This is a genomic window from Thermogymnomonas acidicola JCM 13583 (assembly GCF_001316105.1).
GTDB classification, from domain to species: Archaea; Thermoplasmatota; Thermoplasmata; order Thermoplasmatales; family Thermoplasmataceae; genus Thermogymnomonas; species Thermogymnomonas acidicola.
This window is the reverse complement of the sequence record NZ_BBCP01000001.1, coordinates 192,323-218,097: the sequence shown is the minus strand read 5'-3', so window position 1 is coordinate 218,097 and position 25,775 is coordinate 192,323. Positions and strand designations below refer to the sequence as shown.

The 25,775-nt window shown below is 57.4% G+C and carries 32 protein-coding genes, 1 tRNA gene and 12 pseudogenes; 28 read left to right on the top strand and 17 right to left on the bottom strand.

Annotated features, from left to right (window positions below; genetic code table 11):
- Nucleotides 1–67 precede the first annotated feature (67 nt).
- Nucleotides 68–277, bottom strand: a complete 210-nt coding sequence (locus tag JCM13583_RS13535) for a hypothetical protein (RefSeq protein ID WP_075056410.1) — start codon at nt 275–277, stop codon at nt 68–70.
- On the opposite strand from JCM13583_RS13535, the gene JCM13583_RS01530 reads away from it, so the two are divergent.
- The 4 genes from JCM13583_RS01530 (at nt 271) to JCM13583_RS01515 (ending at nt 2,467) form a co-directional block, all read left to right on the top strand.
- The gene (locus JCM13583_RS01530; RefSeq protein ID WP_171823334.1) at nt 271–810 is read left to right on the top strand and encodes a hypothetical protein; all 540 of its coding nucleotides are present in this window, start codon (nt 271–273) and stop codon (nt 808–810) included. The two genes, JCM13583_RS13535 and JCM13583_RS01530, sit on opposite strands and share 7 nt — an antisense overlap.
- A gap of 161 nt (nt 811–971) precedes the next feature.
- Nucleotides 972–1,415 carry a hypothetical protein gene (locus tag JCM13583_RS01525; protein WP_075056408.1) on the top strand — a complete coding sequence of 148 codons (444 nt, stop codon included), beginning with the start codon at nt 972–974 and terminating at the stop codon, nt 1,413–1,415.
- A 52-nt stretch (nt 1,416–1,467) separates the two neighbouring features.
- A complete protein-coding gene (locus JCM13583_RS01520; RefSeq protein ID WP_075056407.1) occupies nt 1,468–2,115 on the top strand; it encodes a hypothetical protein in 648 nt (215 codons plus the stop codon).
- The gene (locus tag JCM13583_RS01515) at nt 2,078–2,467 is read left to right on the top strand and encodes a hypothetical protein (RefSeq protein ID WP_075056406.1); all 390 of its coding nucleotides are present in this window, start codon (nt 2,078–2,080) and stop codon (nt 2,465–2,467) included. Before JCM13583_RS01520 ends, JCM13583_RS01515 begins: the two co-directional genes overlap by 38 nt.
- Before the next feature lie 22 nt (nt 2,468–2,489).
- On the opposite strand, the gene JCM13583_RS01510 is transcribed toward JCM13583_RS01515, so the two are convergent.
- Nucleotides 2,490–2,562, bottom strand: a tRNA-Val gene (locus JCM13583_RS01510).
- Nucleotides 2,563–2,724: 162 nt separating this feature from the next.
- Between JCM13583_RS01510 and JCM13583_RS01505 the strand changes: the two are divergent.
- The 8 genes and pseudogenes from JCM13583_RS01505 (at nt 2,725) to JCM13583_RS01475 (ending at nt 5,806) form a co-directional block, all read left to right on the top strand.
- A pseudogene (locus tag JCM13583_RS01505) lies at nt 2,725–3,496 on the top strand (Rieske 2Fe-2S domain-containing protein).
- Between the two features lie 13 nt (nt 3,497–3,509).
- The gene (locus tag JCM13583_RS01500; RefSeq protein WP_075056405.1) at nt 3,510–3,800 is read left to right on the top strand and encodes a hypothetical protein; all 291 of its coding nucleotides are present in this window, start codon (nt 3,510–3,512) and stop codon (nt 3,798–3,800) included.
- Nucleotides 3,790–4,191, top strand: a complete 402-nt coding sequence (locus JCM13583_RS01495; RefSeq protein WP_162509179.1) for a cytochrome b N-terminal domain-containing protein — start codon at nt 3,790–3,792, stop codon at nt 4,189–4,191. The genes JCM13583_RS01500 and JCM13583_RS01495 overlap by 11 nt, the downstream gene beginning before the upstream one ends.
- Before the next feature lie 199 nt (nt 4,192–4,390).
- Nucleotides 4,391–4,690, top strand: coding sequence for a hypothetical protein (locus tag JCM13583_RS01485; RefSeq protein WP_162509178.1), 300 nt, complete (start codon nt 4,391–4,393; stop codon nt 4,688–4,690).
- A complete protein-coding gene (locus tag JCM13583_RS11785; protein ID WP_171823333.1) occupies nt 4,672–4,857 on the top strand; it encodes a hypothetical protein in 186 nt (61 codons plus the stop codon). Before JCM13583_RS01485 ends, JCM13583_RS11785 begins: the two co-directional genes overlap by 19 nt.
- A 29-nt stretch (nt 4,858–4,886) precedes the next feature.
- Nucleotides 4,887–5,189 (top strand): hypothetical protein, encoded by a 303-nt coding sequence (locus tag JCM13583_RS01480; RefSeq protein WP_075056401.1) that lies wholly within the window; start codon nt 4,887–4,889, stop codon nt 5,187–5,189.
- Nucleotides 5,182–5,457, top strand: coding sequence for a hypothetical protein (locus JCM13583_RS13530; RefSeq protein WP_171823332.1), 276 nt, complete (start codon nt 5,182–5,184; stop codon nt 5,455–5,457). The genes JCM13583_RS01480 and JCM13583_RS13530 overlap by 8 nt, the downstream gene beginning before the upstream one ends.
- A complete protein-coding gene (locus tag JCM13583_RS01475) occupies nt 5,408–5,806 on the top strand; it encodes a hypothetical protein (protein ID WP_075056400.1) in 399 nt (132 codons plus the stop codon). Before JCM13583_RS13530 ends, JCM13583_RS01475 begins: the two co-directional genes overlap by 50 nt.
- A gap of 2 nt (nt 5,807–5,808) precedes the next feature.
- On the opposite strand, the pseudogene JCM13583_RS01470 reads toward JCM13583_RS01475, so the two are convergent.
- Together JCM13583_RS01470 and pdxS are read right to left on the bottom strand one after the other, a co-directional pair.
- Nucleotides 5,809–6,523, bottom strand: a pseudogene (locus JCM13583_RS01470) (DUF92 domain-containing protein).
- A 12-nt stretch (nt 6,524–6,535) separates the two neighbouring features.
- Nucleotides 6,536–7,494 (bottom strand): annotated as a pseudogene (pdxS, locus tag JCM13583_RS11775) (pyridoxal 5'-phosphate synthase lyase subunit PdxS).
- 306 nt (nt 7,495–7,800) lie between these two features.
- On the opposite strand from pdxS, the pseudogene JCM13583_RS01460 reads away from it, so the two are divergent.
- The 3 pseudogenes from JCM13583_RS01460 to JCM13583_RS01450 form a co-directional block, all read left to right on the top strand.
- Nucleotides 7,801–8,750: pseudogene (locus tag JCM13583_RS01460) on the top strand (sulfite exporter TauE/SafE family protein); the annotation flags it as partial.
- Nucleotides 8,751–8,792: 42 nt separating this feature from the next.
- Nucleotides 8,793–9,177, top strand: a pseudogene (locus JCM13583_RS01455) (DUF1634 domain-containing protein).
- 47 nt (nt 9,178–9,224) lie between these two features.
- A pseudogene (locus JCM13583_RS01450) lies at nt 9,225–10,681 on the top strand (FAD-dependent oxidoreductase).
- Between the two features lie 88 nt (nt 10,682–10,769).
- On the opposite strand, the pseudogene serS reads toward JCM13583_RS01450, so the two are convergent.
- The 6 genes and pseudogenes from serS to JCM13583_RS13525 form a co-directional block, all read right to left on the bottom strand.
- Nucleotides 10,770–12,108 (bottom strand): annotated as a pseudogene (gene serS / locus JCM13583_RS01445) (serine--tRNA ligase).
- Between the two features lie 39 nt (nt 12,109–12,147).
- Nucleotides 12,148–12,552, bottom strand: coding sequence for a hypothetical protein (locus JCM13583_RS01440; protein ID WP_075056399.1), 405 nt, complete (start codon nt 12,550–12,552; stop codon nt 12,148–12,150).
- A 263-nt stretch (nt 12,553–12,815) separates the two neighbouring features.
- Nucleotides 12,816–14,057 (bottom strand): annotated as a pseudogene (locus tag JCM13583_RS01435) (2,3-bisphosphoglycerate-independent phosphoglycerate mutase).
- Nucleotides 14,054–15,254 (bottom strand): annotated as a pseudogene (locus JCM13583_RS01430) (adenosylhomocysteinase). Before JCM13583_RS01430 ends, JCM13583_RS01435 begins: the two co-directional pseudogenes overlap by 4 nt.
- 144 nt (nt 15,255–15,398) lie before the next feature.
- Nucleotides 15,399–15,893, bottom strand: coding sequence for a dihydrofolate reductase family protein (locus JCM13583_RS01425; RefSeq protein ID WP_075056398.1), 495 nt, complete (start codon nt 15,891–15,893; stop codon nt 15,399–15,401).
- A gap of 2 nt (nt 15,894–15,895) precedes the next feature.
- Nucleotides 15,896–16,042, bottom strand: a complete 147-nt coding sequence (locus tag JCM13583_RS13525) for a hypothetical protein (protein ID WP_171823331.1) — start codon at nt 16,040–16,042, stop codon at nt 15,896–15,898.
- Between the two features lie 67 nt (nt 16,043–16,109).
- Here JCM13583_RS13525 and JCM13583_RS01420 point away from each other — a divergent pair, with 67 nt between their 5' ends.
- The 12 genes and pseudogenes from JCM13583_RS01420 (at nt 16,110) to JCM13583_RS01375 (ending at nt 22,477) form a co-directional block, all read left to right on the top strand.
- Nucleotides 16,110–17,762 (top strand): DEAD/DEAH box helicase, encoded by a 1,653-nt coding sequence (locus JCM13583_RS01420; protein ID WP_162509173.1) that lies wholly within the window; start codon nt 16,110–16,112, stop codon nt 17,760–17,762.
- On the top strand, nt 17,669–18,181 hold the full coding sequence (locus JCM13583_RS11770; RefSeq protein ID WP_162509172.1) for a hypothetical protein: 513 nt from the start codon (nt 17,669–17,671) through the stop codon (nt 18,179–18,181). The genes JCM13583_RS01420 and JCM13583_RS11770 overlap by 94 nt, the downstream gene beginning before the upstream one ends.
- A gap of 23 nt (nt 18,182–18,204) precedes the next feature.
- Nucleotides 18,205–18,405 (top strand): hypothetical protein, encoded by a 201-nt coding sequence (locus tag JCM13583_RS13520; protein ID WP_171823330.1) that lies wholly within the window; start codon nt 18,205–18,207, stop codon nt 18,403–18,405.
- On the top strand, nt 18,336–18,800 hold the full coding sequence (locus tag JCM13583_RS01415; RefSeq protein WP_075056397.1) for a hypothetical protein: 465 nt from the start codon (nt 18,336–18,338) through the stop codon (nt 18,798–18,800). Before JCM13583_RS13520 ends, JCM13583_RS01415 begins: the two co-directional genes overlap by 70 nt.
- Before the next feature lie 103 nt (nt 18,801–18,903).
- Nucleotides 18,904–19,125, top strand: a complete 222-nt coding sequence (locus JCM13583_RS01410; RefSeq protein ID WP_075056396.1) for a hypothetical protein — start codon at nt 18,904–18,906, stop codon at nt 19,123–19,125.
- 59 nt (nt 19,126–19,184) lie between these two features.
- A pseudogene (gene uppS / locus JCM13583_RS01405) lies at nt 19,185–19,965 on the top strand (di-trans,poly-cis-decaprenylcistransferase).
- Between the two features lies 1 nt (nt 19,966).
- A complete protein-coding gene (locus tag JCM13583_RS01400; RefSeq protein ID WP_075056395.1) occupies nt 19,967–20,203 on the top strand; it encodes a hypothetical protein in 237 nt (78 codons plus the stop codon).
- 21 nt (nt 20,204–20,224) lie between these two features.
- Entirely contained in the window at nt 20,225–20,758 is a 534-nt protein-coding gene (locus JCM13583_RS01395) for a DUF1743 domain-containing protein (protein ID WP_075056394.1), read from the top strand.
- A complete protein-coding gene (locus JCM13583_RS01390) occupies nt 20,734–20,928 on the top strand; it encodes a hypothetical protein (protein WP_075056393.1) in 195 nt (64 codons plus the stop codon). The genes JCM13583_RS01395 and JCM13583_RS01390 overlap by 25 nt, the downstream gene beginning before the upstream one ends.
- Before the next feature lie 54 nt (nt 20,929–20,982).
- On the top strand, nt 20,983–21,288 hold the full coding sequence (locus JCM13583_RS01385) for a hypothetical protein (RefSeq protein WP_075056392.1): 306 nt from the start codon (nt 20,983–20,985) through the stop codon (nt 21,286–21,288).
- Between the two features lie 172 nt (nt 21,289–21,460).
- Nucleotides 21,461–21,847, top strand: a complete 387-nt coding sequence (locus tag JCM13583_RS01380; protein WP_162509171.1) for an adenylate kinase — start codon at nt 21,461–21,463, stop codon at nt 21,845–21,847.
- 24 nt (nt 21,848–21,871) lie between these two features.
- Nucleotides 21,872–22,477, top strand: a pseudogene (locus tag JCM13583_RS01375) (CDP-alcohol phosphatidyltransferase family protein).
- Here JCM13583_RS01375 and JCM13583_RS11765 read toward each other — a convergent pair.
- The 7 genes and pseudogenes from JCM13583_RS11765 to JCM13583_RS01350 form a co-directional block, all read right to left on the bottom strand.
- Complete coding sequence (locus JCM13583_RS11765) at nt 22,474–22,941, bottom strand: hypothetical protein (protein ID WP_171823329.1); 468 nt, start codon at nt 22,939–22,941, stop codon at nt 22,474–22,476. The pseudogene JCM13583_RS01375 and the gene JCM13583_RS11765 overlap by 4 nt on opposite strands.
- A complete protein-coding gene (locus tag JCM13583_RS11760; protein ID WP_171823328.1) occupies nt 22,938–23,321 on the bottom strand; it encodes a hypothetical protein in 384 nt (127 codons plus the stop codon). Before JCM13583_RS11760 ends, JCM13583_RS11765 begins: the two co-directional genes overlap by 4 nt.
- Nucleotides 23,234–23,857: a hypothetical protein gene (locus JCM13583_RS11755; RefSeq protein ID WP_162509168.1), complete on the bottom strand. Its 624-nt coding sequence runs from the start codon at nt 23,855–23,857 to the stop codon at nt 23,234–23,236. Before JCM13583_RS11755 ends, JCM13583_RS11760 begins: the two co-directional genes overlap by 88 nt.
- 40 nt (nt 23,858–23,897) lie before the next feature.
- Complete coding sequence (locus JCM13583_RS01365) at nt 23,898–24,302, bottom strand: hypothetical protein (protein WP_075056390.1); 405 nt, start codon at nt 24,300–24,302, stop codon at nt 23,898–23,900.
- 35 nt (nt 24,303–24,337) lie between these two features.
- Nucleotides 24,338–25,000, bottom strand: a complete 663-nt coding sequence (locus JCM13583_RS01360) for a glycosyltransferase family 2 protein (protein WP_075056389.1) — start codon at nt 24,998–25,000, stop codon at nt 24,338–24,340.
- Nucleotide 25,001: 1 nt separating this feature from the next.
- Nucleotides 25,002–25,267: pseudogene (locus JCM13583_RS01355) on the bottom strand (elongation factor 1-beta).
- Between the two features lie 10 nt (nt 25,268–25,277).
- Nucleotides 25,278–25,445, bottom strand: coding sequence for a zinc finger domain-containing protein (locus JCM13583_RS01350; protein WP_075056388.1), 168 nt, complete (start codon nt 25,443–25,445; stop codon nt 25,278–25,280).
- Between the two features lie 64 nt (nt 25,446–25,509).
- On the opposite strand from JCM13583_RS01350, the gene JCM13583_RS01345 reads away from it, so the two are divergent.
- Nucleotides 25,510–25,716 (top strand): hypothetical protein, encoded by a 207-nt coding sequence (locus JCM13583_RS01345; protein ID WP_075056387.1) that lies wholly within the window; start codon nt 25,510–25,512, stop codon nt 25,714–25,716.
- Nucleotides 25,717–25,775: the final 59 nt, after the last annotated feature.

Genomic DNA, 25,775 nt, shown 5'->3' with positions numbered 1-25,775 from the left:
CTGTTGGGGGGGCAGATACCATAAAGTCCATAGCGCAGTTCATAAGCGAGGACGACGGAGTAAGTTATCACCTGGCACAGGGTGTCCTGAGCTTCCCATACGACCTCTCAAAGTCATGGATAGCAAGGGTCGCTGATTCTATAAGGCCCTCTGACGACCTGACCAGGTTCCACTTCTTCACCGGCATACTGGGTAGGCCCCTGGCCGGACTGCACGGTGAACACCTCCTTGTGAGGTCGTCTGTGGAGAACAGGATCGGGTGGGACTTCGGTGTCAACAGGCTCGAAGACTCTTACTTTGGCCTGGTATTCTCACAGTTATACCCTGGAAAGAGCAAGTTCCTCAACTCCTTTGTCTACGGGGGCCTCGCCTCCAACGATCTACGACTTCATAAAACAGAGGAGGCGCTGGTACTCCGGTTTCCTGCAGCTTGTATTCTCGAACAAGCTGAGGCCCAAGGTCAAGATACCCATGGTGCTCTACACAATATCCTACGCTGTGAGTCCTTTCCAGTATGCGGTCATAGTGGTTGTGGCCTCCATGCTGTTCGGTGTCCAGGTTGTGCCTGACATACCGTGGCTCGTGCCTCTGTGGGCGTTCACTATGGCGTACCAGCTGTGGATGTACCTGGAAGGCTTCAGGATCAACAGGTACGTCACGAAGCACATGAGGATAGAGTGGTGGTACAACGCCCTGGTGATTCCGCTCATATACATATCCGGCGGCGTCGAGGCGGTGGCGGCTGCCCATGCAATCGCAGACTTCGTGAAGAAGAAGGATTCTTTCCACGTGATCAGGAAGCCTATGTGAGATGCGGGGGGGTGGAGAAATTTTTTAACCACTTTTTCAATCATGTCCAGATCACGATGCAGGGCCGCATTCCGAATGAGACGCTGAGGTGGTGTGATTGAAGGGATGGTTGGCTGCCATTCTGGCTATTGTTGTGGTGGCCGTGGGTATAGGAATAGGGCATGCCGCTGCCTCAGCCATCAACTACAGCTCACAGCAGCAAGTGCTCAACATCACTGCAGTTAGCCCCCACCAATATCACGATCAACAGCACAGACTACAAGGACACTTTCAACATAACGGTCAACTTCACGACCACCGACGCAACAGTTTACATCTACGACCTTCCGCCAGCGATAGAGGCGCAGGCAAACGGCTCAGGAAACTTCACCGTGACTCAGCTGATAAACCTGACATCGTCCACATCCACAACGATCTACCCCCCCAAGTCCTCCTCGGTCCCACTGAGGGCTCCAGACAGCTACTCGTACATACTCACTTTCAGTGTCAACCCTGAGGCTTACGCCTTTGCCTCCAACGGGACGTACAACCTGACCATTGTGGTTGAGAATGAGTACACGAACCTGAATGCACTGACCCATGTGAGCCTCGTTGTCCAGAAGTGAAAAAATCAATAAACACTATACCTTACCCACCCCCCCATGCTTGTTTCTGTGGATGGCGGGGGCCACAAAAACCGTTGCCATTCTCTATGACGAATCTGAGGACAGCATAGTCTCATGCGGCGTATCCGGGCCGTCTAACTTCACGAGCGTTCCGGAAGAGGTTGCAGTACAGAACATATTAAAGGCCCTGGAAATGGCCGGTATTAGTTCGAATCCGGTCAGGCATTTTTATTTCGGCCTCGCGGGTGTTGGTGATTCCCAGAAGGACACGGAGACAGGGAAAAGGATATGCAGCAGGGTCTCAGGAGGAAGGCCTTTCATTGTCGAGAATGACGGGTCAGCCGCGTACTTCCTGGCCAACATGAGCAGCGACGGTTTTGTCTTCGCCGGTGGCACAGGCAGCGTCTGCTTTGTGCAAAAGGATGGGGAGCTCAAAAGGCTCGCAGGTTGGGGGGGCTGGCTGTGCGGTGACGAGGCCTCCGGGTACTGGTTCGGCCTGAGGGCACTTAACCTGGCGACCAGGGAGGCAGACGGGATAATGGAGAGCCGGGACTTCGTGAGGCTCGTCGAGGGCCACTATGGCCTGCCACTGAGGGACGCCATATCGGAGGCCCAGAGGAACTTTTCTAAGAGAAGGATAGCTGCTCTTGCCCCCGGGCCTTGTGGACATCGCCAGGATGGGGGGGAACAGGGAGGCTGACAAGGTGCTCGAGGAGGCCTCTGGATACATAGCGTCGCTACTGCACTCCTCCGGGGGGGTGCAAGGAAGCGGAGACGTGAGTGTCCTGGGCGGTACTATGCTTGCCGGAGAGGCCTACCTGAAGAAGATAAGGAAGAGGGTCGGAAGGGCACTGCATTACTTTTACGGCTACCAGGTGGCCGTTGGTGGTCTCATGAGGATGATGCAGAACCTCGGCCTGGATGTGGATAGAGCCACCAGGGACAGGTTCCTTAGGGAACTGGATGACAGGATAAGCTCACTGCCTAGGGATTCAGTTATGGAGAACCTCTTCTTCGCCAAGCCACCTGGAAGGTTCGGTACCTTTGATTAGAAACTGAGACCAGTGAACCCAATGGGCCTGACCGGGTTCGAACCGGTGACCTCCGCCTTGTAAGGGCGACATCATGACCACTAGACTACAGGCCCTTTACCTGGATGCTGCATAGTTATGCTTTTAAAATACCTTTGCCTGTGATAGGAGGGGGGGAGAAAGTGCTCCAGCCCTGGCCTGCCCCCCCCGTTGCGCTCCATAGTCGGGCAAGGCACAATCTGGAAAATTATTATAAGTAGTGTTACAATCTCTAGACGATGCCGTCGGATGATGAACCTGTTGACGAGGGCAAGAGGAATTTTCTCAAGGTAATGGTTGCTGTATCCGTGATTGCAGCGGCAGGCGGAGCTGTTAAGGCAGTGCTGCAGAACGTGAAGACACCGGTGGCTGGCATAACCTCGTTCCCGACGATGCAGCTCTACTGGGTGCCTCCGAATTCAACCAGCTCCATCCCTGTACCTCTGAAGACAGCAGACTTCCCGACAAACTCACCCAGCATATTCGTCTTTGATTACCCGCTCCAGGGTGAGCCAAATTTCCTGCTTAAGCTGGCAGATGCCAGCGGGAAGCCCATAAAGATCGAGAGCACGGAGGTGACCATACCTGCGACGGGTGCGAAGTTCATGTCAGCACGGCGTGGGGGCCAGACCAGAACATCGTTGCATCAAGTGCAATCTGCGAGCACCTCGGCTGCGTGCCACCAATCATACATTATTACACACCGGGTACGCCCATCCCGGGACACCCCCCCGGCCTGGTGAACACATACAAGAACGGCCTGATACACTGCAACTGCCACGGTAGCACATACGACCCACTGCACGGCTTTGCGTGGTGACCGGGCCCACGGCCAAGCCTTTGCCCAACGTAGTGCTTGAGTGGGACCCTGTGAGTGATACCCTTTACGTGAAATCAATGGTTGGGCCAACAATATACGGCAAGCCCTCAGACCTGAGTGGCGGCACTCCGTTTCCGGTGGGTACGACAACCACAACGGTCACTGACCTGGGAACCCCCCCGTCTTCGTGAGGTGAATCGATAGATGGACATACCCAAGAGAGGAATTAGTGAAACCATACTTGGCAAGGACCCGCTCCACATACAGGACCTCCCGCTTAGGCGCGTACCTGACTACATGAGGAAGAAGGGGGGCTTCCTTTACTGGACAGGCGCGCTTGTCTCGATCGCCTTCATTTACCAAGTCATAACCGGCCTGCTCCTCCTTCTCTACTATAACCCGGCAAACGCATACGCTACCACTGAGACGATCATAAACGAGGTGCCATTCGGTCCCTGCTCCTCACAACGCACCTCTACGGTGCATACGCGATGATAGCACTTGTCTACATACACATGTTCAGGAACTACTTCATGGGCGCCTACAAGAAGCAAGGCAGCTGCAGTGGATCACCGGCGTCATACTCCTCCTCCTGACCGTTGGCGTGGGTTACTTCGGCTACTCCATGACGGGGGACGTGCTCTCAGTGGATGCCACGGACGTGGGCAGGGGCATTGCACTCTCTGTGCCAGTCATAGGCCCCCCCTGGCTTGAGAACGTCTTCTTTGGAAACGGCACCACAACAGGCCTCTTCATAAGGATGCTGGGATGGCACATAATTTTGGCCGCTCTGGTGGGCCTGCTGTTTGGCTTCCACTTCTTCATGGCAGAGGCAAACGGAATGATGCCCTCCAACAAGGAATCGAAGTACAGGCACCTGCCATAGACGAGGAGAAGCCCACATACAAGCCCTGGAGCCCTTACAACCTGGCGTTCACTGTGCAGCTTGCTCTGATGACGTTCGGCATCATAATCCTCATACCATCAGTTGTGGCACTGCTTCCAAATGTACCTGCACTCTTTTCACCATTCCCGCAGGTATCGCCCAGCAGTTCACTCGCATCCTTCGTGCCCCCGTACCCACCATGGTTCCTGCTATTCGTCTACAAGGCAGTGGACTTCGAGATGTTCACGCATTCGGTGGCCTTGAGGCCCTGGCTGCCACGATCACGTTTGCAGTGATCCCTCTCATCTACTTCATAATAATACCGTTCATAGACAACAGCAACGACCTCCACCCGCTTGCCAGGCCAGTTGTAACAGCCTTCGGCATACTAGGTATCATCTACCTTGTGATACTGTCACTCTGGGGGGGTGCTCTTGCGCCGGTGTGGAGATCCCTGGCTGGGAGACTGCCGCAGTCGTTGTGCCTCCGTTCGTCCTAGTCGTTGGAGGAATGCTGGCCCTTGGCAGGCTCTACAAGAAGGGTAGGCTGAGGGTAGGAGCCAGGAGCATGCTGGCCTCGTTCATAATATTCGCAATGATCATGTCTGTGGGCATATTTGAGTTCGCCCAGAACTTCTCGCTTTCCTCGCACACTCTGATGGCCTGAACCTGGTCAGCTCGATCTTCACCGGCGGAGTGACCGTCTTTGCAGCAGTCGGTACGATGAAGAGCGCTGACGTCTCGCAGAAGATTGAGATGGCAATGGGGGGGGAGACCGTAAAGAAGCCAAAGAACGTACACTACATGAGCCAGAACACAGCCATCGCACTCACATCGATCATAGCGATAGCGATGATAGCCATAGCTTACGTCATATCAGGCCTGAACCCGACATATGTCCCCCCCAACGAGTCCGAGTTTGGCATAGGACTAGGCGTGCTCCTGATACTTGCGGGCATAGTCCTCAGGATCTACAGGGCTGCGAACTACCATGAGTGACGTTAGGGTCGTGGGATACCACGACATCTCTTTTTGGAGAGAGGGAAGCATCGGGATAGTCGTTTTCAGGAGCAATACCGCAGGCATCGCAAGTGAGAATGCAATAAAAGAGGCCATATCTGTCCTCGGGATCGCTTCGGTCGACAGTGACGTCAGGGCCCTTGCGCTTACAGGAATGAACAGCATCTTTTTGAGGGGGCATACAGTGGGGGAAGTCGGTGGATCTGGGTGCCATAAGGGCCTTCGTATCTCTCCTGATAGGGCTTGACAAACCTGTGTTCACCATTGTCAACGGTGACGCAATAAACGAGGGTTACGAAATAGCCATGCTGGGTGACGTGGTGATCGCATCGGAGGGCTCCATGCTCGGGCTCTCACCTGGCTACAGGTTCAGCATGTGCGGCTCACTCTCCATGTCCAGGTCCAGGAGGCTCTGGATCTCAAGGGCAGAGGCAGGCGTGAACTGCGACATTGTCCTGCCCAGGGAAAGGTTCCTCGAGGACGCCAGGTCGATCATGGAGGAGAACAAGGGTTTCCAGTTCCACCTCATGAGGAGGGCCAGGTTCAGCAACTTCAGGGAAGCCCTGGATGCAGAACACCTGGCACAGGTGACCTGAGTTCAGTAGAATATCAGTGCAGATATGATGACAGGGAGGAGTGAGGATATAAGGTTGACCTCCCCCTTAGTGAGCTTTTCACGGTTTTCCAGGGTTGCTCCAAGGACACTGTCTATCTGGCACCCCCCCAGGAAGCCCATCAGGACAACAGCCGCAAAGTAAGCTGGGTTTGGCCTGCCTGGAACCAGGATGAGGTAGCTATGCCTACAATGAGGGAACCCCCGAGCGCTGCCATTTCCCCGGTCAGGGATACGCCGCCATTGACGCCGGGCACTGTCCTCTTGAAGTTCGTTATCATGTAGACGTTCCTGTCTATAACGCCTATTTCGCTTGCAAACGTATCAGCGTTCACCACTGACAGCGAGATGGCAAAGAGGGTGAAATAGGGGGGGAGGTGGGCTGGCCTCAGGAAGTTGAAGAGTGTTAAGACCGTTCCAACCAGGGCTGCGTAGAATACGTTTGACCCCCTCCTCTCCCCCCATGTGCGCCCTCCTGCAGGTTATTCTTCGTCTTGTATTCCATGTAAGCCCTGGTAGCGAAGTGAGAAGACACTGCGAACACTATCAGCAGTATGAGCCACCTTATTGATCCCAGGAAACCGACTATGAGGCCGACCAGGAGCGCTGCAACGCTACCCTTGAGGTCGAAGATGCTCAGTTTCAGGGACAGTATGAACAGCGCTGCGAGCAGCGCTACGGTGACCAGGGATGTGAGCAGATCAGGGGTCGTTTACCATCCTCTCTCCTGCAACCTCATTTCCTGCGGTATTGTGGAGATGTCCGTGCCACGCATTCCGGAGAGTCCCTTCGAGACCTCGCCTATCATCTTGTAGTCCTCGAAGTTCTCCACAGCCTCCACTATTGCGCTGGCCATCTTCTCCGGGTTGGGGGGGCTCTTGAATATACCGCTCCCCACGAACACGCCATCGACGCCCAGCTTCATCATCAGGGCACCGTCCGCTGGCGTTGCAACGCCCCCCAGCCGCGAAGTTGACCACCGGCAACCTCCTCAGCCTCTTTATCTCCTTCAGTATGGAGAGGATTTCCTTCACGATCCTGTCGTAGTCAAGGCCGTAATAGACCCTGGAGAGGGATAGCTTGTCCTCGTCCCCCCAGCAGCTCCTTCGAGACCTCCCTGCGCAGCTTGCTGTAAGAAGATGCAATGTTCTCGGCCACCCTGGAGATTTCATCACTGGACATCTCCGAAAGAACGGATATTCCCTCGTTGACAAGGCGTATGTGCCTCACTGCCTCAATTATGTTGCCCGTTCCTGCCTCCCCCCCCTTCGTCCTTATCATTGCGGCACCCTCGAATATCCTCCTCACTGCCTCTGAGAGTGTCCGGGCCCCCCCACACACAACCGGCACCTTCAGCTCCCTCTTGTACAGGTGGAAGAACGGGTCAGCCGGGGTCAGCACCTCACTCTCATCCAGCATGTCCACACCGAGGGCCTCCAGGATGTATCCCTCGCTCAGGTGGCCTATTCTCACCTTGGCCATCACAGGTATCGAAACCGCGTCCATAATCTCCTTTATCTTCTCCGGGTCAGCCATCCTCGCCACTCCGCCGGCCGCCCTTATGTCGGCAGGCACCTTTTCAAGGGCCATAACCGCCACAGCGCCTGCGGACTCTGCTATCCTTGCCTGCTCCGCATTGGTGACGTCCATTATGACGCCACCCTTGGTCATCTTGGCAAACCCCCCTCTTGAGGAGCTCCTGGCCATGGCGCAGTTCCTCAATGTTTACTGGCATGATGTGGTTAATCCACTGTCCCTATTTATATTTCACACGTGCCCTGGCCCCCCAAATGTTTTAGTAAGTTGGAACGCTTCTCTTGTTGGTATACTTCCAAGGATTGAATGAACTACAATATATCCAATTAAAAACACCTCTGGGTGCACAGCCACAGGGAGCGTATTGAATAACTTTCAGTAGTCCATATAAAGTGTGAACCAGGTAATAAGTAATTTATCTAATCAGGGAATACCCAGTTGATGCTGACTTACATCGGCGCAATCATCAGGTTCATCAGCATAGTTGCAGGTGGTATTTTCGCTGGTCTCCTCGGTTCCCTCACTGGCCTGGGAGGGGGGGTACAGTGCTTGTCCCTCTCCTCACGATCTTCTACGGCGTTCCCATAATCTTTGCAACCGGAGCAAGCCTTGTGTCGACGATAGCCACATCAGCGGGCTCAGCGAGCGCATACACCAGGGACAGGATAACAAACGTGAAGGTGGGTGTTGGCCTTGAAGTCGCAACGACGCTTGGCGCCATTTTCGGCTCAATACTCGCTGTTGACATATACAGGCACTCGCTTCAGTGGGTCATATACATAGTGTTTGGCATTGTACTCCTGTTCTCCCTTATACCCACCATAAAGAAGGGTAAGTACGAGATACCCCCCCAGAAGATGGACCCTGACTGGACAACGAGGGTATTCCAGCTCTCTGGATCCTACTACGATGCGAGGCTCAAGAAGAGGGTAGATTACAATGGAGTGAGATGGTGGCTCGGCGAGATAATCATGTTCTTCGCGGGCACCATATCGGGCCTCCTGGGCATCGGGAGCGGGGGGGCCCTCAAGGTGCTGGGCATGGACTGGGCCATGAACCTGCCCATGAAGGTGACCACAACCACAAGCAACTTCATGATCGGCATAACTGCCGCCACAGGCAGTTCAATATACTGGTACGAGGGCTACATACAGGTTTTCATAGCCGCTGCAACTGCCATAGGCGTCCTCACCGGGGCCTTCATAGGTGCAAAGATACTGGTGAGGATGACGAACAAGAACATAAGGTGGATCTTCTTCGGCGTCCTTTCATTCCTCGGGGTTGAGATGGTACTCAAGGGCCTTTACATAAGGGACATAATAAGCATAGCCACATTAATCCAGTTCATAATATCGGTGGTGTTCGCGATTGTGATGATACTTGGCCTGTACCTATCAAACACGAGGGGGCCAGAGGAAGGAGGTGACGACCTGATGGTTGAGAGGGACACTGTGGTCTCCTACGTCCTCAGGGCAGGAGTGATAACGAGCGTGACGCTCATCCTGCTCGGGGTGCTCCTTATATTTGCGAGGCACGGAGCGGACGGCTTCTCCGTCCTCCAGCTGGCAGCCTACCACAACACCCTTGATTCGAAGTACATATACCTGAACCACATCCTCTCCGGCATAGCTCCCTGGACGGCGTTTACTTCATAACCCTCGGCCTCTGGGTGCTCATATTCACCCCCCCATAACCGTGGTTGTGTTCTCGCTGGCGACCTTCATAGAGCAGAAGAACTCGCTTTACATAGGCCTAGCCGCGGTGGTGCTCTTCGACCTGTTCTTCGCAATGATCGTGGTGCCCAGGATCATTGGGTGATGGGCAAATGTTAATACTGGAAGAGAAATTACTGAGGTGAATTAGTTATGCTGAACCTGGAGCGCGTGAAGATCACCCATGAAGACCCGGCAGAGAGGCTCAAGGGTTTCACGCTTGAACCAGTCAGGGGCTACACAGATGAGGAGGCTGTTGCCGAGGCTTCCAGGTGTCTCGGGTGCAACATCTGCACGCAGGCATGCCCTGCAAGCCTGGATATAGGGGGCTTACATTAGGAACGTTTCAGTTGGCGATCCGGCCGAGACCGTGAGGATAATATTCGAGACCCTTCCATTCCCTGCTGTGATAGGCAGGGTCTGCACGCACATGTGCGAGGACATATGCGTCCTCTTCGACACAGGCGGCCCGCTGGCGATAAGGCACCTGAAGAGGTACGCGGCGGACAAGTTCGACGACTACTCGAAGATAATAGATGTGCCCAGGCGCAAGTTCATAAACAAAAGGGTGGCCGTCATAGGCGGAGGCCCGGCAGGCCTCACTGCGGCATACTACCTCTCCATACAGGGCGTCAAGGTGACCGTGTTCGAGAAGCTGCCCGCACTGGGCGGCTTCATGAAGACCGGGATACCGAGGTACAGGCTGCCACAGGACGTCCTGGACAAGGAAATAGGCTTCATCCTCTCTCACGGCGTGGAGGTGAGGCTGAACACTGAGGTGGGCAGGGACATATCCTTCGAGGAGATAATGAACACCTACGATGCCGTATTCCTTGCCGTCGGCAACCAGAAACCGAGGATGACCGGCACGCCAGGGAGCGACGCGCCCAATGTGGTGCACGCCACAGAGTTCCTGAGGAGGGTCAGCTTCGGCGAGAGGCCGGATGTTGGCGAGAATGTGGTGATAATCGGTGGCGGCTTCACTGCCAATGATGCCTCAAGGACCTCCCTGAGCTCGGGGGGGCCAAGAACGTCTACATAATGTACAGGAGGAGGGAGGTGGACAGGCCAGGTTACCCGTCCCTCAATGCAGACGAGGAGATGGAGGAGTCGTTGGAGGAGGGTGTCCACTACATCTGGGAAGTCACGCCCTTCGAGTACGTGAAGGAGAACGGCAGGGTCGTGAAGGTGAGGTACTGGCAGAACGAGATGGTCATGGAGGGCCGTGGCAGGGCCAAACCGGTGCCAAAGAAGGACAAGGTGCTTGAGATAAAGGCGGACTACGTCATAGAGGCGACGGGCCAGGAGACCGATTACTCCTTCATGGGTGAGAAGTACATGAGGCAGCTCAGGCTCACGCCACAGGGACAGCCAATACTCGACATGTACGGGATGACGTCCATACCCGGCGTCTTTTCCGGCGGAGATTCAACGAACACCAACAGGGATCTCATCTCAGCGGTGAGGGACGCTGATATCTCCGTCGTCGCATTCTCAGGTACCTGAACGTCATGGACCAGGTGGTGGAGGAGAAGCTGCCGATAGTGGACAGGTGGAAGAAGTACTCACCTACCATTGCCAAGAACGCGTACGCAGAGAGGTCAAGGTGACACGCAGCGGGATGCCGATCTGGTTGGGTTCAGTGAAAATGCTGTTGAATTTTTACCCGTAATCAGTGAGACACTGGGCCAGCCTGAGCTACTCACCTATGTGGTCGAAGCCTGTGTATGGAACCAGGACCTTCGGTACTTCTATCACCTTTCCGTCATCGCGCTGGAAGTTCTCGACTATGGCAACCAGCGTCCTTGTGGTGGCCACCGCCGTGCTGTTCAGTGTGTGCACGAACTTGTTTCCCTCGCTGCTGCGGTACTTTATGGAGAGTGCCCTGGCCTGGTAATCTGTGTCGTTGGAGGCCGAGACCACCTCACGGAACCTGCCCTGCGCGGGGAACCAGGCCTCTATGTCGTACTTCTTTGCAGCCAGCCTTCCTAGCTCCCCCCCGGAACAGACGTTGACAACCCTGTACGGTATGCCAAGGTTCCTGTATATCGTCTCGGCGTTGTTCAGGATCTCCTCAAGGAACTCCCAGCTCTGGTCCTCCCTGCAGAAGACGAACTGCTCCACTTTGTTGAACTGGTGCACCCTGAATATGCCCTTCGTGTCCTTGCCATGCGAACCGGCTTCACGCCTGAAGCAGGCGGACAGGCCAGCCACCCTCATGGGCAGGTCCCTCTCCTCCAGGAACTCCCCCCCGCTGAACATGGAGGCTATGGGATGCTCGGACGTCGATATCAGGTAAAGATCTTCACCCTCTATCTTGTACAGCGTGTCCCTGAATGTCTCTATGTCAGTTGCGCCGGACATGCTCTCGAGGTTGAGCATGAATGGTGGCTCCACCACACTGAAGCCCCCCCTCTCAGACAGGAAGTCAATGGCGTAATTTATGAGAGCAGTTCAAGCTTCAGGAGCCTGTTCTTTATGAAGTAGAACCGGCTGCCGGCTATCTTCGCTGCCCTCTCCAGGTCGACCAGGTTGAGCTCAGGGAGTATGTCCACGTGCTCCTGGGCCTCTTCTCTATGATCTCGTACTCCATCCCGCCACCGTTGGCCCTCATGTAGCCCTCGTCCTCCCTGCACACCTTCGCCACTCCCCCCCAGCTCCTCACCACCACGTTGTTGTCATCACCGAAGCATACGGGCACAGAGCTGTGTATCAGGTTCGGGATCATTCTCAGCACCCTGTCCCTCTCCCTCTCTATGGCCTCCTGTTCCCTTTCAAGCTGCTCTATCTCACCGTTAATGCCCTTCACCTTCTCCCTGAGGGCCTCCGCGTCTCCACCAGATTTCACAGCCTGGGCCACCTGCGCGGTGATCACGTTCTTGCTGTGCTTCAGTTCGTTAAGCCTCCTGCTGTTCTCCCTCCACCTCCTGTCCAGGTCGAAGAAGCTGTCCAGGACAGAGACGTCGAATCCCCCCCTGGCCCTGCAGGAATCGTAGAAAGGCTTTGGGTCCTCCCTCAGGCTCCTGACGTCGATCATGCAGACCCTTATCCCTGGGTAGTATTAAAAGTGCCTTGGTTATTCCAGGTAAGACCAGGAGGGGGGGCTGTCTCCGGAGTCATCGGTGTCTTCCCTGGGGGGGGCCTCCCCCCCTGCAACCGTTGTTGCCTGCCTCCCACCGAGGTAGATCCTCTCCTTCCTGATCTGCGAGGAGTGGTGGCCACCGATGAGGCTGAAGGTGTTAAGTATTATCAGGGCCGAGGGCACGAAGATTGTGAATGACCTCAGGAGCCCATAGGCCGTGTGGATGGAAAACAGTACAGATGAGGCGTTGATCACTCCCGAGGTGGAGAGTGTGAGTAGCGTGCCTTCGATGTATGTTCCCGCAACGTGGAGGACACCCGTCCTGAATGGCGCCAGGGAGAGGGCCAGTATTTCAAAAACCGCGGTGGTAACGAGGGAAGAGACCAGGGCCCTGCCCATTGTGCCCGATTTCCGCCCCCGAAAGGTAGCCTGCCAGCGCCGGGCCCGCCACCGGGAGCCATATGAGGAGGGCTGTGAAGAGCAGGCAGAGGCCAATGCCCTGTGCCTGGGAGTAAACCATGGGGGGGCCTCAAGCCGGAGAACTGGCGCCCCCCCGATCTCATGCTCCTGCCGAGGCCATACGGACTCCTCTTCCTCCCGTCCTCCATGGTCATGCGTTTGTCAGACAGATAACAAGCTGAAAATATTTAAATGTATCCCGCTCAGGCCCCGTACTTCTCGGAAAGCCCGGCGGCCTGCTTCAGGTACTCGATAAGTTCCGTGCCCCTTAGCCTCAGCGCACCCCTTGCCACGGACACCTCGTCGAATGACATCACGGAGTCCCTCCTCCCGTCCGGGGGGGAAAAACGAGGAGGGGCACAGGGTCCCCGGAGTGCTCACCTGTGCTGCACGGTGTGCTGTGATCGCCTGTGACCGCTATGACAGCCCTGTCTGCCACCTCCAGGATCCTGCCCATGGCCCTGTCCGCCCTCTCGATGACACCCTTCTTCTCCACAGGGTTCCTGTCATGGCCTGCGACGTCAGTGCCCTTTATGTTCACTATCACGAACCTGTGCCTCCTGCTGGCCTCCACCGCTGCGGCGATCTTGCCGTCCACGTTTGTGTACAGTGAACCCGTGGCGCCCTCCACCTTTATGACCTCCATGCCCAGGAGTGCACATATGCCCGTGATCATGGGTATGCCCGCGATGCAGGCCCCCCCGCTGAAGCCGTGTACCTGCCTGAAAGGTGGCAGGTCTGGCACCCTCCCTGCTCCCCCCCTGACGAGCAGTTCATTTGCGGGGCCCTTTCCCTCAGACCTCCTCCTCACATTCACCGGATGCCTTTCGAGCGCCTCCCTGGCCTCCTTAAGGTACCTGTTCAGGACGGATGCCGTCCTCTCCGCCCCCCCTTATCCAGGGCCACCACCTCCCTCGGTGGCTTTCCCACGTCGTGAGGGTCTGAATCTGAAAGCGCGTCTGAGAGGCCTTCACCCCTCATGACCAGTGCGCCCCCCCTGTGCTCAACACCGGGGGGGCGGAATATGAACTCAACGCCATCGATCTCCCTGTTGAGCACCTCCGACAGCTCTTCTGTGCCGGATGATATCCTACCTGCCCTCCTGTCCGTGATCGTGCCGCCTTCCCTTGTGGCAAAGTTGGCCCTGAAGGCAATGTCACCGGGCCTGACCTCAATGCCGAGGCCCATGGCCTCGAAGGGGCCCCCCTGCCCGTGTAGTACCTCCTTGGGTCGTAGCCAAGCAGGGAGAGGTGCGATGTGTCGGAACCGGCCACAACTCCGGGAGAGACTGTGTCAAGGAGACCCGTAATGCCGAGCCTTGCCATCCTGTTCAGGTTGGGCCTGTACGCGGCCTGGAGAGCTGTCCTGTTCCCCCCCAGGGCAGGGTTCGGCCTGTCGCCAAGGCCGTCAAAGACTATGAGGATCACAGACCTGCCGGTGCTCATGTGCCCTCCTCCCAGGACTCCGCGTACCTCTCCTGCTCACTGTCAAGCCTGTCTATCTCAACACCCATGCTCTCCAGCTTGAGCCTGGCCACCTCCATGTCTATCTCCCTGGGCACCGGTAGACACGCCTCTCCAGCCTGTGGTGGTTCTCTGCAAGGTACCTGGCCGTGAGGGCCTGTATGGCGAAGCTCATGTCCATGATCTCCGCGGGGGGGTGCCCCCCCTGCCCCCCCGCCGCCAGGTTCACTAGCCTGCCCTCAGATATCAGGTACACCCTGTTGCCGTTCTCGAGCCTGAACATGTCAACATGGTCGCGCACCCTCCTCCTCTCCATGCTCCTACTCACCAGGACGTCCACCTCTATCTCGTTGTTGAAGTGGCCTGAGTTGGCAAGTATGAGGCCTGGCTTGGCCTGGAGGAGGTCGTCGTAGCGGACAACGTTCTTCATACCTGTAGCGGTAACCACAATGTCAGCATGCCTCAGCGCCTGTGACATTCTCTCCACCCTGAACCCATCCATGATGGCCTCAACGGCCTTGACAGGGTCTATCTCAGTCACGGTCACCGAGGCGCCCATGCCCCCCCTCATCCTCATGGCAATGCCCTTGCCACAGAAACCATAGCCTGCCACCACCACATCTTTCCCGGCTATGACCAGGTTCGTGGCGTTCATTATGCCGTCCAGCGTGCTCTGGCCAGTTCCGTACCTGTTGTCGAAGAAGTGCTTCATCATTGCGTCGTTCACATCGAACATGGGGGGGAACCTCAGGACGCCGTTCTTCTCCATGGCCCTGAGCCTCACCACTCCGGTGGTCGTTTCCTCGTTCCCTCCGATGACGGTATCAATGTCCTTCCTTTCCGTGTGCAGCAGCCGGACGAGGTCACCGCCGTCGTCCACCACTATGTCTGGCCCTATGTCGAGAACCCTGTTAAGGTAATCGTAGTACTCCTCGTTCGTCTCCCCTCTCCTGGCATACACTGACAGGCCGAAGTCCTCTTTCAGGGATGCCACAACGGAATCGTCTGTGCTCAGTGGGTTGCAGGATGCTAGCCTGACGTCCGCACCCCCCCCTCCCTGAAGAGGAGTGCAAGTATTCCAGTCTTGGCCTCCACGTGGAGTGCCATTGCAACCTTCATGCCCCCCCTGAAGGGCCTTTCCCTCTGGAACGATTCCCTGACCTTCGCCATCACAGGCATGTGTTCCCTGGCCCATTCAAGGCGCAGGAAACCGCGTTCCCTCTGGTCTATCCCGGCAGAAGCACCGTCTGACATGCTGGTATCGCATGTCTCTGGCTCTGTTTAACTTTATGCACACACCGTCCGCCATTCACAGGACCGTGGTCACAGAATGGCCCTGGCAGCGGCCCCCCCGGGGTCTATCTGGAGCAGGACGCCACCCTCCATGAGCCGTGATGAGGTAACAAGGCCGGAGATTTCAGTGTCCGTCGAGAATAACCTTGTCCCACCATCGGGGGGGAGCACCAGGTAGGAGAGGAAGAGTGTGAAGGTATCGACCACGCCTTCCCTCAGGAATGACGAAACGGTCTTCCTGCCGCCCTCCAGGAGCACTGACCTGAATCCCTGCGAGTGCATGAAGGAGAGGACAGAGCGGACACTGACACCCTGAGGCATGTGCACCACCGTCGCCCCCCCTTCCACCTCACCCGGCCTCTCTGAGAATATGATCGTCCTGGCACTGCCCCCCCTGGTGATCCTTGAGCCTGCCGGCGTCCTCAGGTGCGGATCGATCACCGCCCTGACCGGCAGCCTCGGTACACCCTGTCCCCCCCTGGGCACCAGCTCCGGGTCGTCCGAGATCACTGTGTTCACGCCCACGATTATGGCATCAACGCTCCCCCCCTGAGCTGCATAACCCTCTTCCAGTCCTCGTCGCTTGATATGTTTGCTCGCCTACCTCCCGGTCCGGATATGTATCCGTTGAGGCTCATCGCCATGTTGACGTGCACAGCAGGCCTGGAGGGCATGCTTGTGGATGCTGAACTTGTTTAAAAGGCTCACAAACATTATGAAAAGTCAAGCATTGACCGTTCGATGAGGGTCAGCGATCTGGGCCACCCCGGTGAGTTTCTAGACCTCTTCGGTGGCAGGGACTTCGAACTGTACGGGCACCAGGAGGAGGCCATTGAGGATTTCCGCAGTGGGCACAACGTCCTCCTTAGCGTTCCTACCGCCGCGGGAAAGACACTGGTGGCCTATTCAGCGATCCTCGACACCTTCGCCAGAGGGATGAAGTCAATATACATAGTCCCTCTGAAGGCCCTGGCCTCGGAGAAGTTCGACGAGATGAAGCGTTTGAGGTCGCTGGGCATGAGGGTGAGCATATCGGTTGGGGGGGACTACGACAGCCCTCCCTCAGTGATAAGGGAGAACGATGTTGTCGTGATGACGGGTGAGAAGGCAGACTCGTTCCTGCACCACGACCCTGATGTCTTCCAGGACGTGGGCCTGATCGTGGCCGACGAGGTGCACCTTATAGGCGAGAGGAAGAGGGGGCCGGTACTTGAGAACGTGCTCACGGGTGCAAGGCTGGTGAACCCTGACCTGAGGGTTGTGGCCCTGTCAGCAACGGTTTCCAATTACGGGGGGGAGATTGCGAAGTGGCTCGGCGCCAGGAGCGTTGTGAGTGACTTCCGTCCGGTGAAGCTGAGGAGGGGGGGCATATATTACAGGGGGGGAAGGATAATATACGATGACCAGTCCATCGAGAACCTGCCGAAGGGCAACGACCTCTGGGGGGGGCTGGTGTGGAAGTTCGTGAGCGGTGGCGGCCAGGTGCTCATATTCGTCAACTCCAGGAGGCGGGCTGAGGAGACTGCGAGGGTGCTGGCCGACGCCAGCAGCAGGGAGACCGAAATAGACGAGGACTACGACGATGATGGCATGTATCAGGAGGACCTGTTCGACCTCATGAGGAAGGGGGTGGCATACCACCACGCCGGCCTCTCACTGGAGCAGAGGGCACTCATAGAGAAGATGTTCAGGGAGAGGCAGCTGGACGTGATAGTGGCCACCCCCAACACTCGCCGCAGGCGTGAACCTGCCGGCCAGGGCGGTTATTGTCAGGGATACCACGAGGTTCACCGATGGTCACACGGAGTACATACCATCGATCGAGGTGCAGCAGATGCTGGGCAGGGCCGGCAGGCCAGGATACGATACACAGGGATACGCCATCATATTCGCCACGACTCCCGCCGGGTACGACAGGGCCAGGGCCTACCTGACCGGGGGGGAAACAGAGCCAGTGGTCTCGTCCTTCGGCGACCCGGAGAGGGTAAGGTTCAACTGCCTGGCCCTCGTTTCCAGCCGCCTAGCCAACACACTGGAAAAGATAGAGGCCTATTACTCCTCAACCTTTACTCACTCCAGTCCGGCATCGAAAGGGTCAGGCCCATAATACCGGCCGCCCTTGACTTCCTAGAGAGGGAGGGCTTCATAAGGGAGTGGGATGATGGCTACAGGCCCACCCAGTTCGGAAAGGAGGTCTCTGACCTTTACATTGACCCGGAGAGTGCTGTGGTGCTCAGGGAATACCTTGCAGGCACGACCTCTGTGGACAGGGCCTGCTGGCCATTTCGCTCACGAGGGACATGCAGACCCTCAGGTACTTTGAAAGCGAGGTCGACACGCTCTGGTCCTTCCTCGAGGAGTGCAGTTACAGGTCGTACGATGATACCGCGCTGAAGGCGGCCAAGACCGCGCTGGTGCTGAGGGACTGGATAGAGGAGGTCCCCATGAGGCAGATATGCAACACCTACGCCATCGGGCCTGGCGATGTGCAGAGCTGTGCGTCCTCCGCAGAGTGGATGGCCTACTCCCTCTGGAAACTCTCCACCATCATAAAGAGGGAGAGTGCCCACGAGCACCAGGTCCTCTACAGGAGGATAAGCGAAGGCGTTAGGGAGGACATCCTTGCCCTCACGGTAATAAGGGGCGTGGGCAGGGTCAGGGCGAGGAGGCTCAAGATGGCGGGCCTTGACACGGTTGAGAAGGTAGCCTCGGCTGGCATAGACAAGATAGCCACAATACCCGGGTTCTCAACAAGGCTGGCTGCCGATACTATCAGGAACGCTTCCATCATCCTCAGGAGGATGGGCACTTGAGGTTCCTAAAAGTGCAAAAGCAAATGGCACAGGAGGCGATAACCGAGGGGGGGAAGCGCCAGGGTTGGATGGACAGGACACACAGGGTGGCCCACGAGGGAGACTTTGTCCTCATACCTCTGAGGCCAGGCCATGACCCCCCCCGGGAGAGGTTGTGGAGAGGGAAGTGGAGGAGGAGGCCAGGGAGAGGCCCAGGCCCTTCAGGTCATCGTTTGACGTGGTAGGGGGGGACATAGCCATAGTGAAGGTCAGGGACGTTGAGAGGGCCAGGGAGATCGCCTCCTCCATACTGGCCTCAAACAGCCACGTGAGCGCAGTCTTCCACGATGCTGGCATATCCGGCACAGAGAGGAGGCGGAGGCTGAGCTTCCTGGCAGGCAGCTACCACACGCTGACAGAGCACAGGGAGAACGGGATAAGGCTCTTCGTCGATGTTGAGAAAGTATACTTCTCGCCAAGGCTTGCAACGGAGAGGATGAGGGTGTGCAACAGGGTCGCCGACGGCGAGAGGGTGCTGGACATGTTCGCTGGCATCGGGCCTTTCTCCATAACGATAGCCAGGTACAGGAGGTGCAGCGTCACAGCTGTGGACATAAACAGCGATGCCATTGGCTCATGAGAAGGAACATAGAGGCCAACAGGCTCCTGGGAAGGGTTGAGCCCGTGCTGGGAGATGCAAGGGAAGTTGTGGCGGGGGGCGCGGGCCATTCGACTCTGTCATTATGAACCTGCCCCACAGCCCGGATGAGTTCCTGGACGTTGGCCTCTCTGTGCTCAGGGAAGGTGGCAAGGTGTTCTATTACAGGATATGCGACCTGGACACACTATACCTTACAATGGAGAGGTTCAGGGAGGCCGGCTGCCAGATCCTGGAGAAGAGGAAGGTGCACGGGTACTCCCCCCCCAGGGAGGACATGTACCACATACTCGCGAGGAAAGGTTGAAATTATTAAGAGGGCTTGCATTCAACCATAGGTAGTGCAGGAGTTCTAGAGTGGATGAGATGGGAATAGCCGAGAGGATAGGTTCCATTACAAGCGAGATCTACGAGAAGATCCTGCTGGAGGACGTCAGGAAGAACCCTGTACCCAGGCACATAGGCATCATAACCGACGGCAACAGGCGCTACGCCAGGAGCGTGGGGGGATATCCGAGAACGAGGGCCACCTGAGGGGGGGGAAGGAGAAGCTGGAGGAGGTGCTTGAGTGGTGCATGGAGGTGGGCGTGAGGATCGTGACTGTCTACGGCTTTTCCACTGAGAACTTCGCCAGGAGCCCGGATGAGGTGGAATTCCTCTTCTCCCTCATTAACAGGGCCTTCATAGACCTCATGAAGGATGAGCGCGTCCACAGGAACAAGATCAGGGTAAAGGTCATAGGTGAGATCAGGAGGCTGCCTGAGTACCTACAGGAGACCATCAGGAAGGTGGAGGAGGCCACGAACGGGTACGATGAGTTCAGGTTCAACCTTGCCATCGGCTATGGTGGGAGGGAGGAGATCATAAACGCCATAAGGAAGATAGCCAGGAAGGTCAGGGAAGGCGAGCTGGAGCCGGATGAGATAAACGAGGAGATGTTCCGCCAGTACCTCTACGACGGTCCATACCGGACCCGGACCTGATCCTCAGGACCAGCGGCGAGGAGAGGATCTCCAACTTCCTTCTGTGGCAGTCTGCATATTCCGAACTGTACTTTTCCGACGTGTACTGGCCGGAGTTCAAGAAGACGGACTTCCTGAGGGCCATACTCTCCTACCAGGCCAGGAAGAGGAGGTTCGGGAGGTAGGATGCACCTCGGAATAGACGACACGGACTCCAGGAAGGGCATGTGCACCACCTTTACCCTCCTTAGCGTGCTGAGGGAGGTCGACCTGGTGCCCCCTCTCGTACCCGAGGCTCGTGCGGCTGAACCCGGAGATACCGTACAAGACAAGGGGGGGGAACGGGGGGGCACTCTCGGTGGAGCTCGGCCTGCCAGGTGGCAGCGGCAAGTTGATAGGGACGTGGAGGGGGCGAGCCCATAATCATGTACTGATGGTGAGAGGGTGTACAGGGAAAGCGTGCTGGAGGAGGCAGCTGAGGTGGTGGAGCGCCTGCATGAAAGGGACGAGGGGGGGACAAACCCCGGCATTGTGATATCCAGTGACAGGCTCCCGGAGGAGCTGTACTGGAGGGCGGTCAAGGACGTCGTGGATACCGACGAGATCAGGAACCACCTCAGGCACCTTGGGGGGGCCCGGTGGGCCGAGTTCGGCAACGGGAGGGGGGGCATAATAGGTGCGTCTGCATCAATCGCCTGGCCGGGAGAGAGGCATACCTTCGAGGCCCTCGTGTACAGGGAGCCGAGGGCACCAGAGACGCCAAAGGGGGGGGTGATGTGGCGGATAGGGGGGGAGATGGCCGAGGGAACCCGGGGGGGGACGTTCAACAACATCGACAGGAGGAACGGTCACGTGGCCCTGTTCCCGGCCCCAATCACCCCCCCTGTGGTGCTGGGCGTGAGGGGGGGACGGACCCGGAATCCCTTGCCTCGCTGGCCAGCAGGGCATCCGGGATGCTGGATGCGCACGGCTACCTGACATTCATGAGCAACCAGGGTACCGATGACCACCTCATAGAGGGGGGGCCGGAGAGGCTGGAGGACATGCACTCCTACAGGATCACCGTGCGCATCTCCGGAAGGCCAAGGACAGAGAGGGGGGATCGCACGTTTTCGTCAGGGCGGTCTACAGGGGGGGTCAGGAGATAGACCTAGCCGCGTATGAGCCCACCAAGGAGTTCAGGGACACTGTAAGGGGGCCTCATGCCAGGGGACTCTGTGACGGTCACAGGCTCATTCAGCAGGGGGGGCACCCTCAACCTTGAGAAATTATACGTAGAAGCTACAGCACTGACCTTTGAGAGGGAGGCGCCTGCGTGCAGATCTTGCGGGAGGAGAATGAAGAGCAAGGGGGGGAGGTTCGATTACAGGTGCCAGGAGTGCGGTACCCGTTCAGACCTGCCGGAATACGCGGTGGTGAAGAGAGATCTCAGAGGGACACGCTTCCAGGTGCCCGTGTGTGCCAGGAGGCACCTCACGGAACCGCTGGAGCTCGAGGGACTCGTATGAGTGCCCTCTAATGTGGCCCCCCCGGGAACCATGGGGTGCATGCCGGGCACAATGCCAGAAGGTAGACGGTGAGGTGGAAAGCGCTGGTGGAGGGAGTGGTATGATGTGCATAACAGGGCCCCCCCGGGTGCCGGCAAGACCACGGTATGCCGGGTGCTGCTCTCTATGGGGGGTGAGCTGCGCATCCCTGAACGAGCTTGCGCGGGAAATGGGGGGGTTCGTGAACGGTGACGAGGTAGACATCGACCTCCTATCATGCGCCAGGCTGCCTTACAGGTTCGTGGAGTCGCACTACTCCCACCTCCTGCCGTGCTCCGCCGTCTTCATCCTGGAGGTGAGCGAAGACACCCTGAGGAGGAGGATGGAGGAGAGGGGGGGCTACTCAGAGGGGGGGAAGATAGAGGAGAACCTGGAGACGCAGAGGGCAGACATATACTTCCAGGAGGCCCTGGAACGCCTCCCGGCCACAAGGATATTCAGGATAAACGCCGAGGGCAAGGACCCTGACGCTGTGGCTGGGACGATACTCTCCATCGCATCCAGGCTAGCAATCACTTAATTACAGGGACAGATACCTTAGCGGATGGCTCTAGACACGTACAGACCGAAGGCCGACAGGTTCATCGAGCCAATAGCCAGGGCATTCTACCGCGCCAGCCCATCGCAGCTCACCGTTTCTTCCCTGGCGCTCTCAGGAATTGCCGGGGGCCTGCTACTACCTATCCCTGAGGCCATACCTCATCGCTTCGCTTGTGGCCGTGGCCTTGGCCTCCCTGTTCGACGCCCTCGACGGCAAACTGGCCAGGATGAAGGGCGTGGCATCGAAGAGAGGGGATCTCCTTGACCACGTGATAGACAGGTTCAGCGACATATTCATACTGGCTGGCCTGGCCTTCAGCACCTCGCAACGTTGCCTCGGGCTCTTCGGGATGGAGGGTGTCCTGATGACGAGCTACATGGCACCCAGTCCCAGGCCCTTGGCCTCGGCAGGAACTACTCTGGAATAATGGGGAGGGCTGACAGGCTCGTCTTAATAATTGTGGTGACGGTGGTTGAGATAGTGTACCCGGTGCGGTATGCCTGGTACTTCCAGATAACGCCCGTCACAGTCCTCCTCCTGGCATTCGGCGTGCTCGGGAACTACACAGCGGTCAAGAGGTTCTCAGATGCCTGGAGGTCGCTGGGCTAGCGCAGCTGTGCACCCTCCAGGAACTCCCTGTATTCTTCCCCCCCGAGCTCCCTGGCGTATCCCCCCCTGTCCCTGGACTGCGCGTAGATCCTTATTATGGCCTCCGTGCCAGAGGGCCTCAGCAGCACCCAGCCGTTCTCGTGGAAAACCTTCACCCCCCCGTCTGTCCTGTCCACCTTCCTGCCCTCTGCGTACTTCAGGACCAGTGGCAGGACCTCCTCCCATGGCTTCTTCCTCTCGACCGATGCCTTGAACATGTGGTACTCCGGTACCTCCTTCAGGAGCTCGGACAGCTTCCTGCCGGTGCGCGCCATCAGGTCCAGGACGAGCGACATTGTCATCGCACCGTCCCGGCAGTACTGGTGCGGCCCGAATATGACGCCACCGTTCTCCTCGCCACCAACCCTTGCACCTGTCTCGATCATCGTCCTGATTACCACGGGAGCGCCAACTACCGTCCTCACAACCCTGGCCCCCCCACCTCGGAGCAGACCTCCTCTATGGCATCAGAGGTGCTGACCGGCGTCACAACGACGTCTCCGTTCCTGGCTGTGTGCCTGACGATGAGGGCAAGTGACCTGTCGCCATCAACGAACTGCCCCCCCCTCTCGTCCACGAAGACGCACCTGTCAGCGTCACCGTCATGTGCCACACCGAGGTCATACCCGCCTGACCTTACGGTGCTTATGAGGGCCTTCAGGTTGGCCTCCACTGGCTCCGAGGGCCTGGCCGTGAAGAGGCCATCAGGGTTGGAGTTCAGGGTCGTGACCGATGCCCCCCCGTACCTGGACAGTAGTTCAGGGCTCGTCCTATAAGATGCACCGTTGCCCGTGTCCAGCGCCACCCTGAAGGCAGAGGCCCTGATCCTGTCCACAGATACCCTGGACGCCACCCCCCCCTCACGTACAGTTCCTCCGCCGTGCTGTCCCACCTGTTCCTCCCCCCCACAGAGTTCCAGTCTGCGGAGTGGAACTGGCCCGAGTGGTGTATGACCTCTATCTCCCTCTCCTTCTCCCTGGCCAGTTCAGAGCCGTCGGAATCTATGCACTTTATCCCGTTGTACTGCGGCGGGTTGTGTGAGGCCGTTATCATGACGCCGGGCATGCCAGTGTTCTTGCAGTAGTACTGCAGGGCTGGTGTCGGGAGGATGCCCAGGTCCACGGTGTCTGTCCCCCCCGTTGAGTTCAGGCCAGACTGGACTGCACCCATGATCATTTGGCCTGAGAGCCTCGTGTCGCGGCCCATGGCCACTTCCCGTGCCCTGAAGAACGTGCCTATGCTCTTCCCGATGCTCTGCGCGAACTCCACCGTGAGGTCCCTGTTCGGTACGCCTCTTATGCCGTTTGTGCCAAAGAGCCTGGGTGCAGATCCTCTTTCCATAACCTTGAATCTGCACACGATATAAATAGGTTCGATAGGTTCACTGGAAGTCCGGCGATATGAGCCTGTACTTCCTCCCCCCCCTCCACACGATCTCCTTCATCAGCCTGCCCTTGACGAGGTTGTAGGTATAGACAGGGAGTACGAGGAGGTTGCACAGTACGAACAGTGGGTCCCTCCTCCCAGCCCTCTGGCAGTTCCTCGCTATCGTTATCGAAATGGGCAGGAGCAGGATAACGAAGGCAGGGGGGGAGATGTAGATGGAGAGGACCGCAGCCATGGCTATCAGGAAAAGGTGTGAAATGTAGAACGTGATGCCGTAGGTGAATATCTTGCTGCTCGCAGATATCGATAGGGCCGTCTCCCTGTTCGACCACTCTATGAATGTGGAGAAGTCGTCGTCAGAGTTCACCCTGGGGGGGGTCGCGGACTTAACGTAGGCCAACTTCAGGCCCTTTGCCTTGCATATCTTCGTTATCGCTATATCGTCAGAGACACCTGACTTGAAGAACTCAAGCTCCCTCTGCCCCCATTATCTCGGACCTGAACGCAAGTGAACCGCCCCCATCCGAACCTCGTTATCCTGGATTCCATGAGGCCCATGCCCACAAGGCCCCAGGCCATCTTCACATGCGACCAGAAGCCGCCCATAGGGTAGAAGATGGGGGGGAAAGTGGTTGAGAGGCCGGTTTCACTGTCCCCCAGAGGTGCCACCAGGTCCCGGAGCCAGTTGGGTGGCATCTCAGCATCTGAATCAGCGAACACATAAACCTCTGACCTCACCCTCTCCAGAACCGTGGCTATTGCCCTGACCTTCCCGCTGCAGGCCTCGCACCTGGCATCCGACACCATGAGTTCCAGGCCCACCCTCCTTATCGTCTCAACAGCCGGGTCATCCAGGGAGTCCACAACGGCAATAACCCTGTAGTCCCCCCCGTAGTCCTGGGATACGAGCGACCTCAGGTTTCTCTCCAGCGTTAGGTCCTTACCCCCCCTGCACGGCACTATGACCGTGACGTGTGGGCTGTAATTCCCTGGCCTGTGGTCATCCCTGCCCCCCCTGACGACGCTTATAAGGAGGAGGCCCAGGAATACCAGGGATGTGAAGGCGATTACCGCGATCTCATAATAGGTGAGGGACATATCATATCAGGGATACGCCCTCGCTGTCCACCTGCCCAACGCCCTTTGTGGACGAGAGTATCCTCTCTACACTGTCTATCTTTCCCTCGGAATCGTCCACAATGACCTCCACACGGAGGGCCCTGAGCCCGAAACCTATGTCCTCAGTCTCGATCCTGTTTATGTCGCACACTCCCTTAAGTGAAGACCTGAGCTCTCCTCAATACCCTTAAGGTCTGTGGACACGTCCTCCGGGAGCACCTTGAAGGTTGCCAGGACCTCGCCCAGAACTACCACCTCACGGACCAACGAAGCCACAGGACGGGCAAACGTACTGCGTGGAGTGTTCCCTGCACTCCTTGCACCTGCCTATGAGCTCCTCGCCGCAGTTGGGACACGGGAACACGGAGTAACCGACCTCTATGAGTCCAACACCGCATGATGAACAGTTTTCCTTGAACTTCATTGCCTTCTTCCTCTCCCCCTCATATTGATGAAAAATATTTAACCCTACCTCAAATGGCGGGCCCGTGTCCGCAAGGGTGAAATACGTTGCGCTCTCGGACGAGGGAGCCATTGAACTGAGTGCGGAAGCAGCATTTCCGGTCTCAAGGAGGGACGGCTATTTCATGGTTTCCCTGCCCGCATCCCCATCCAATGTCAGGGCGGTGAACACCTCCAGGACCGTGAGGCTTGAGTGGGGGGGAGGAAGGCTGCTGAGGCCAGAGTGGAGATGAGGCTCACCGTGGGATCAAGCGAAGTCCTCTTCCTTAAGGTTGACGGATCAGTCCTGGAC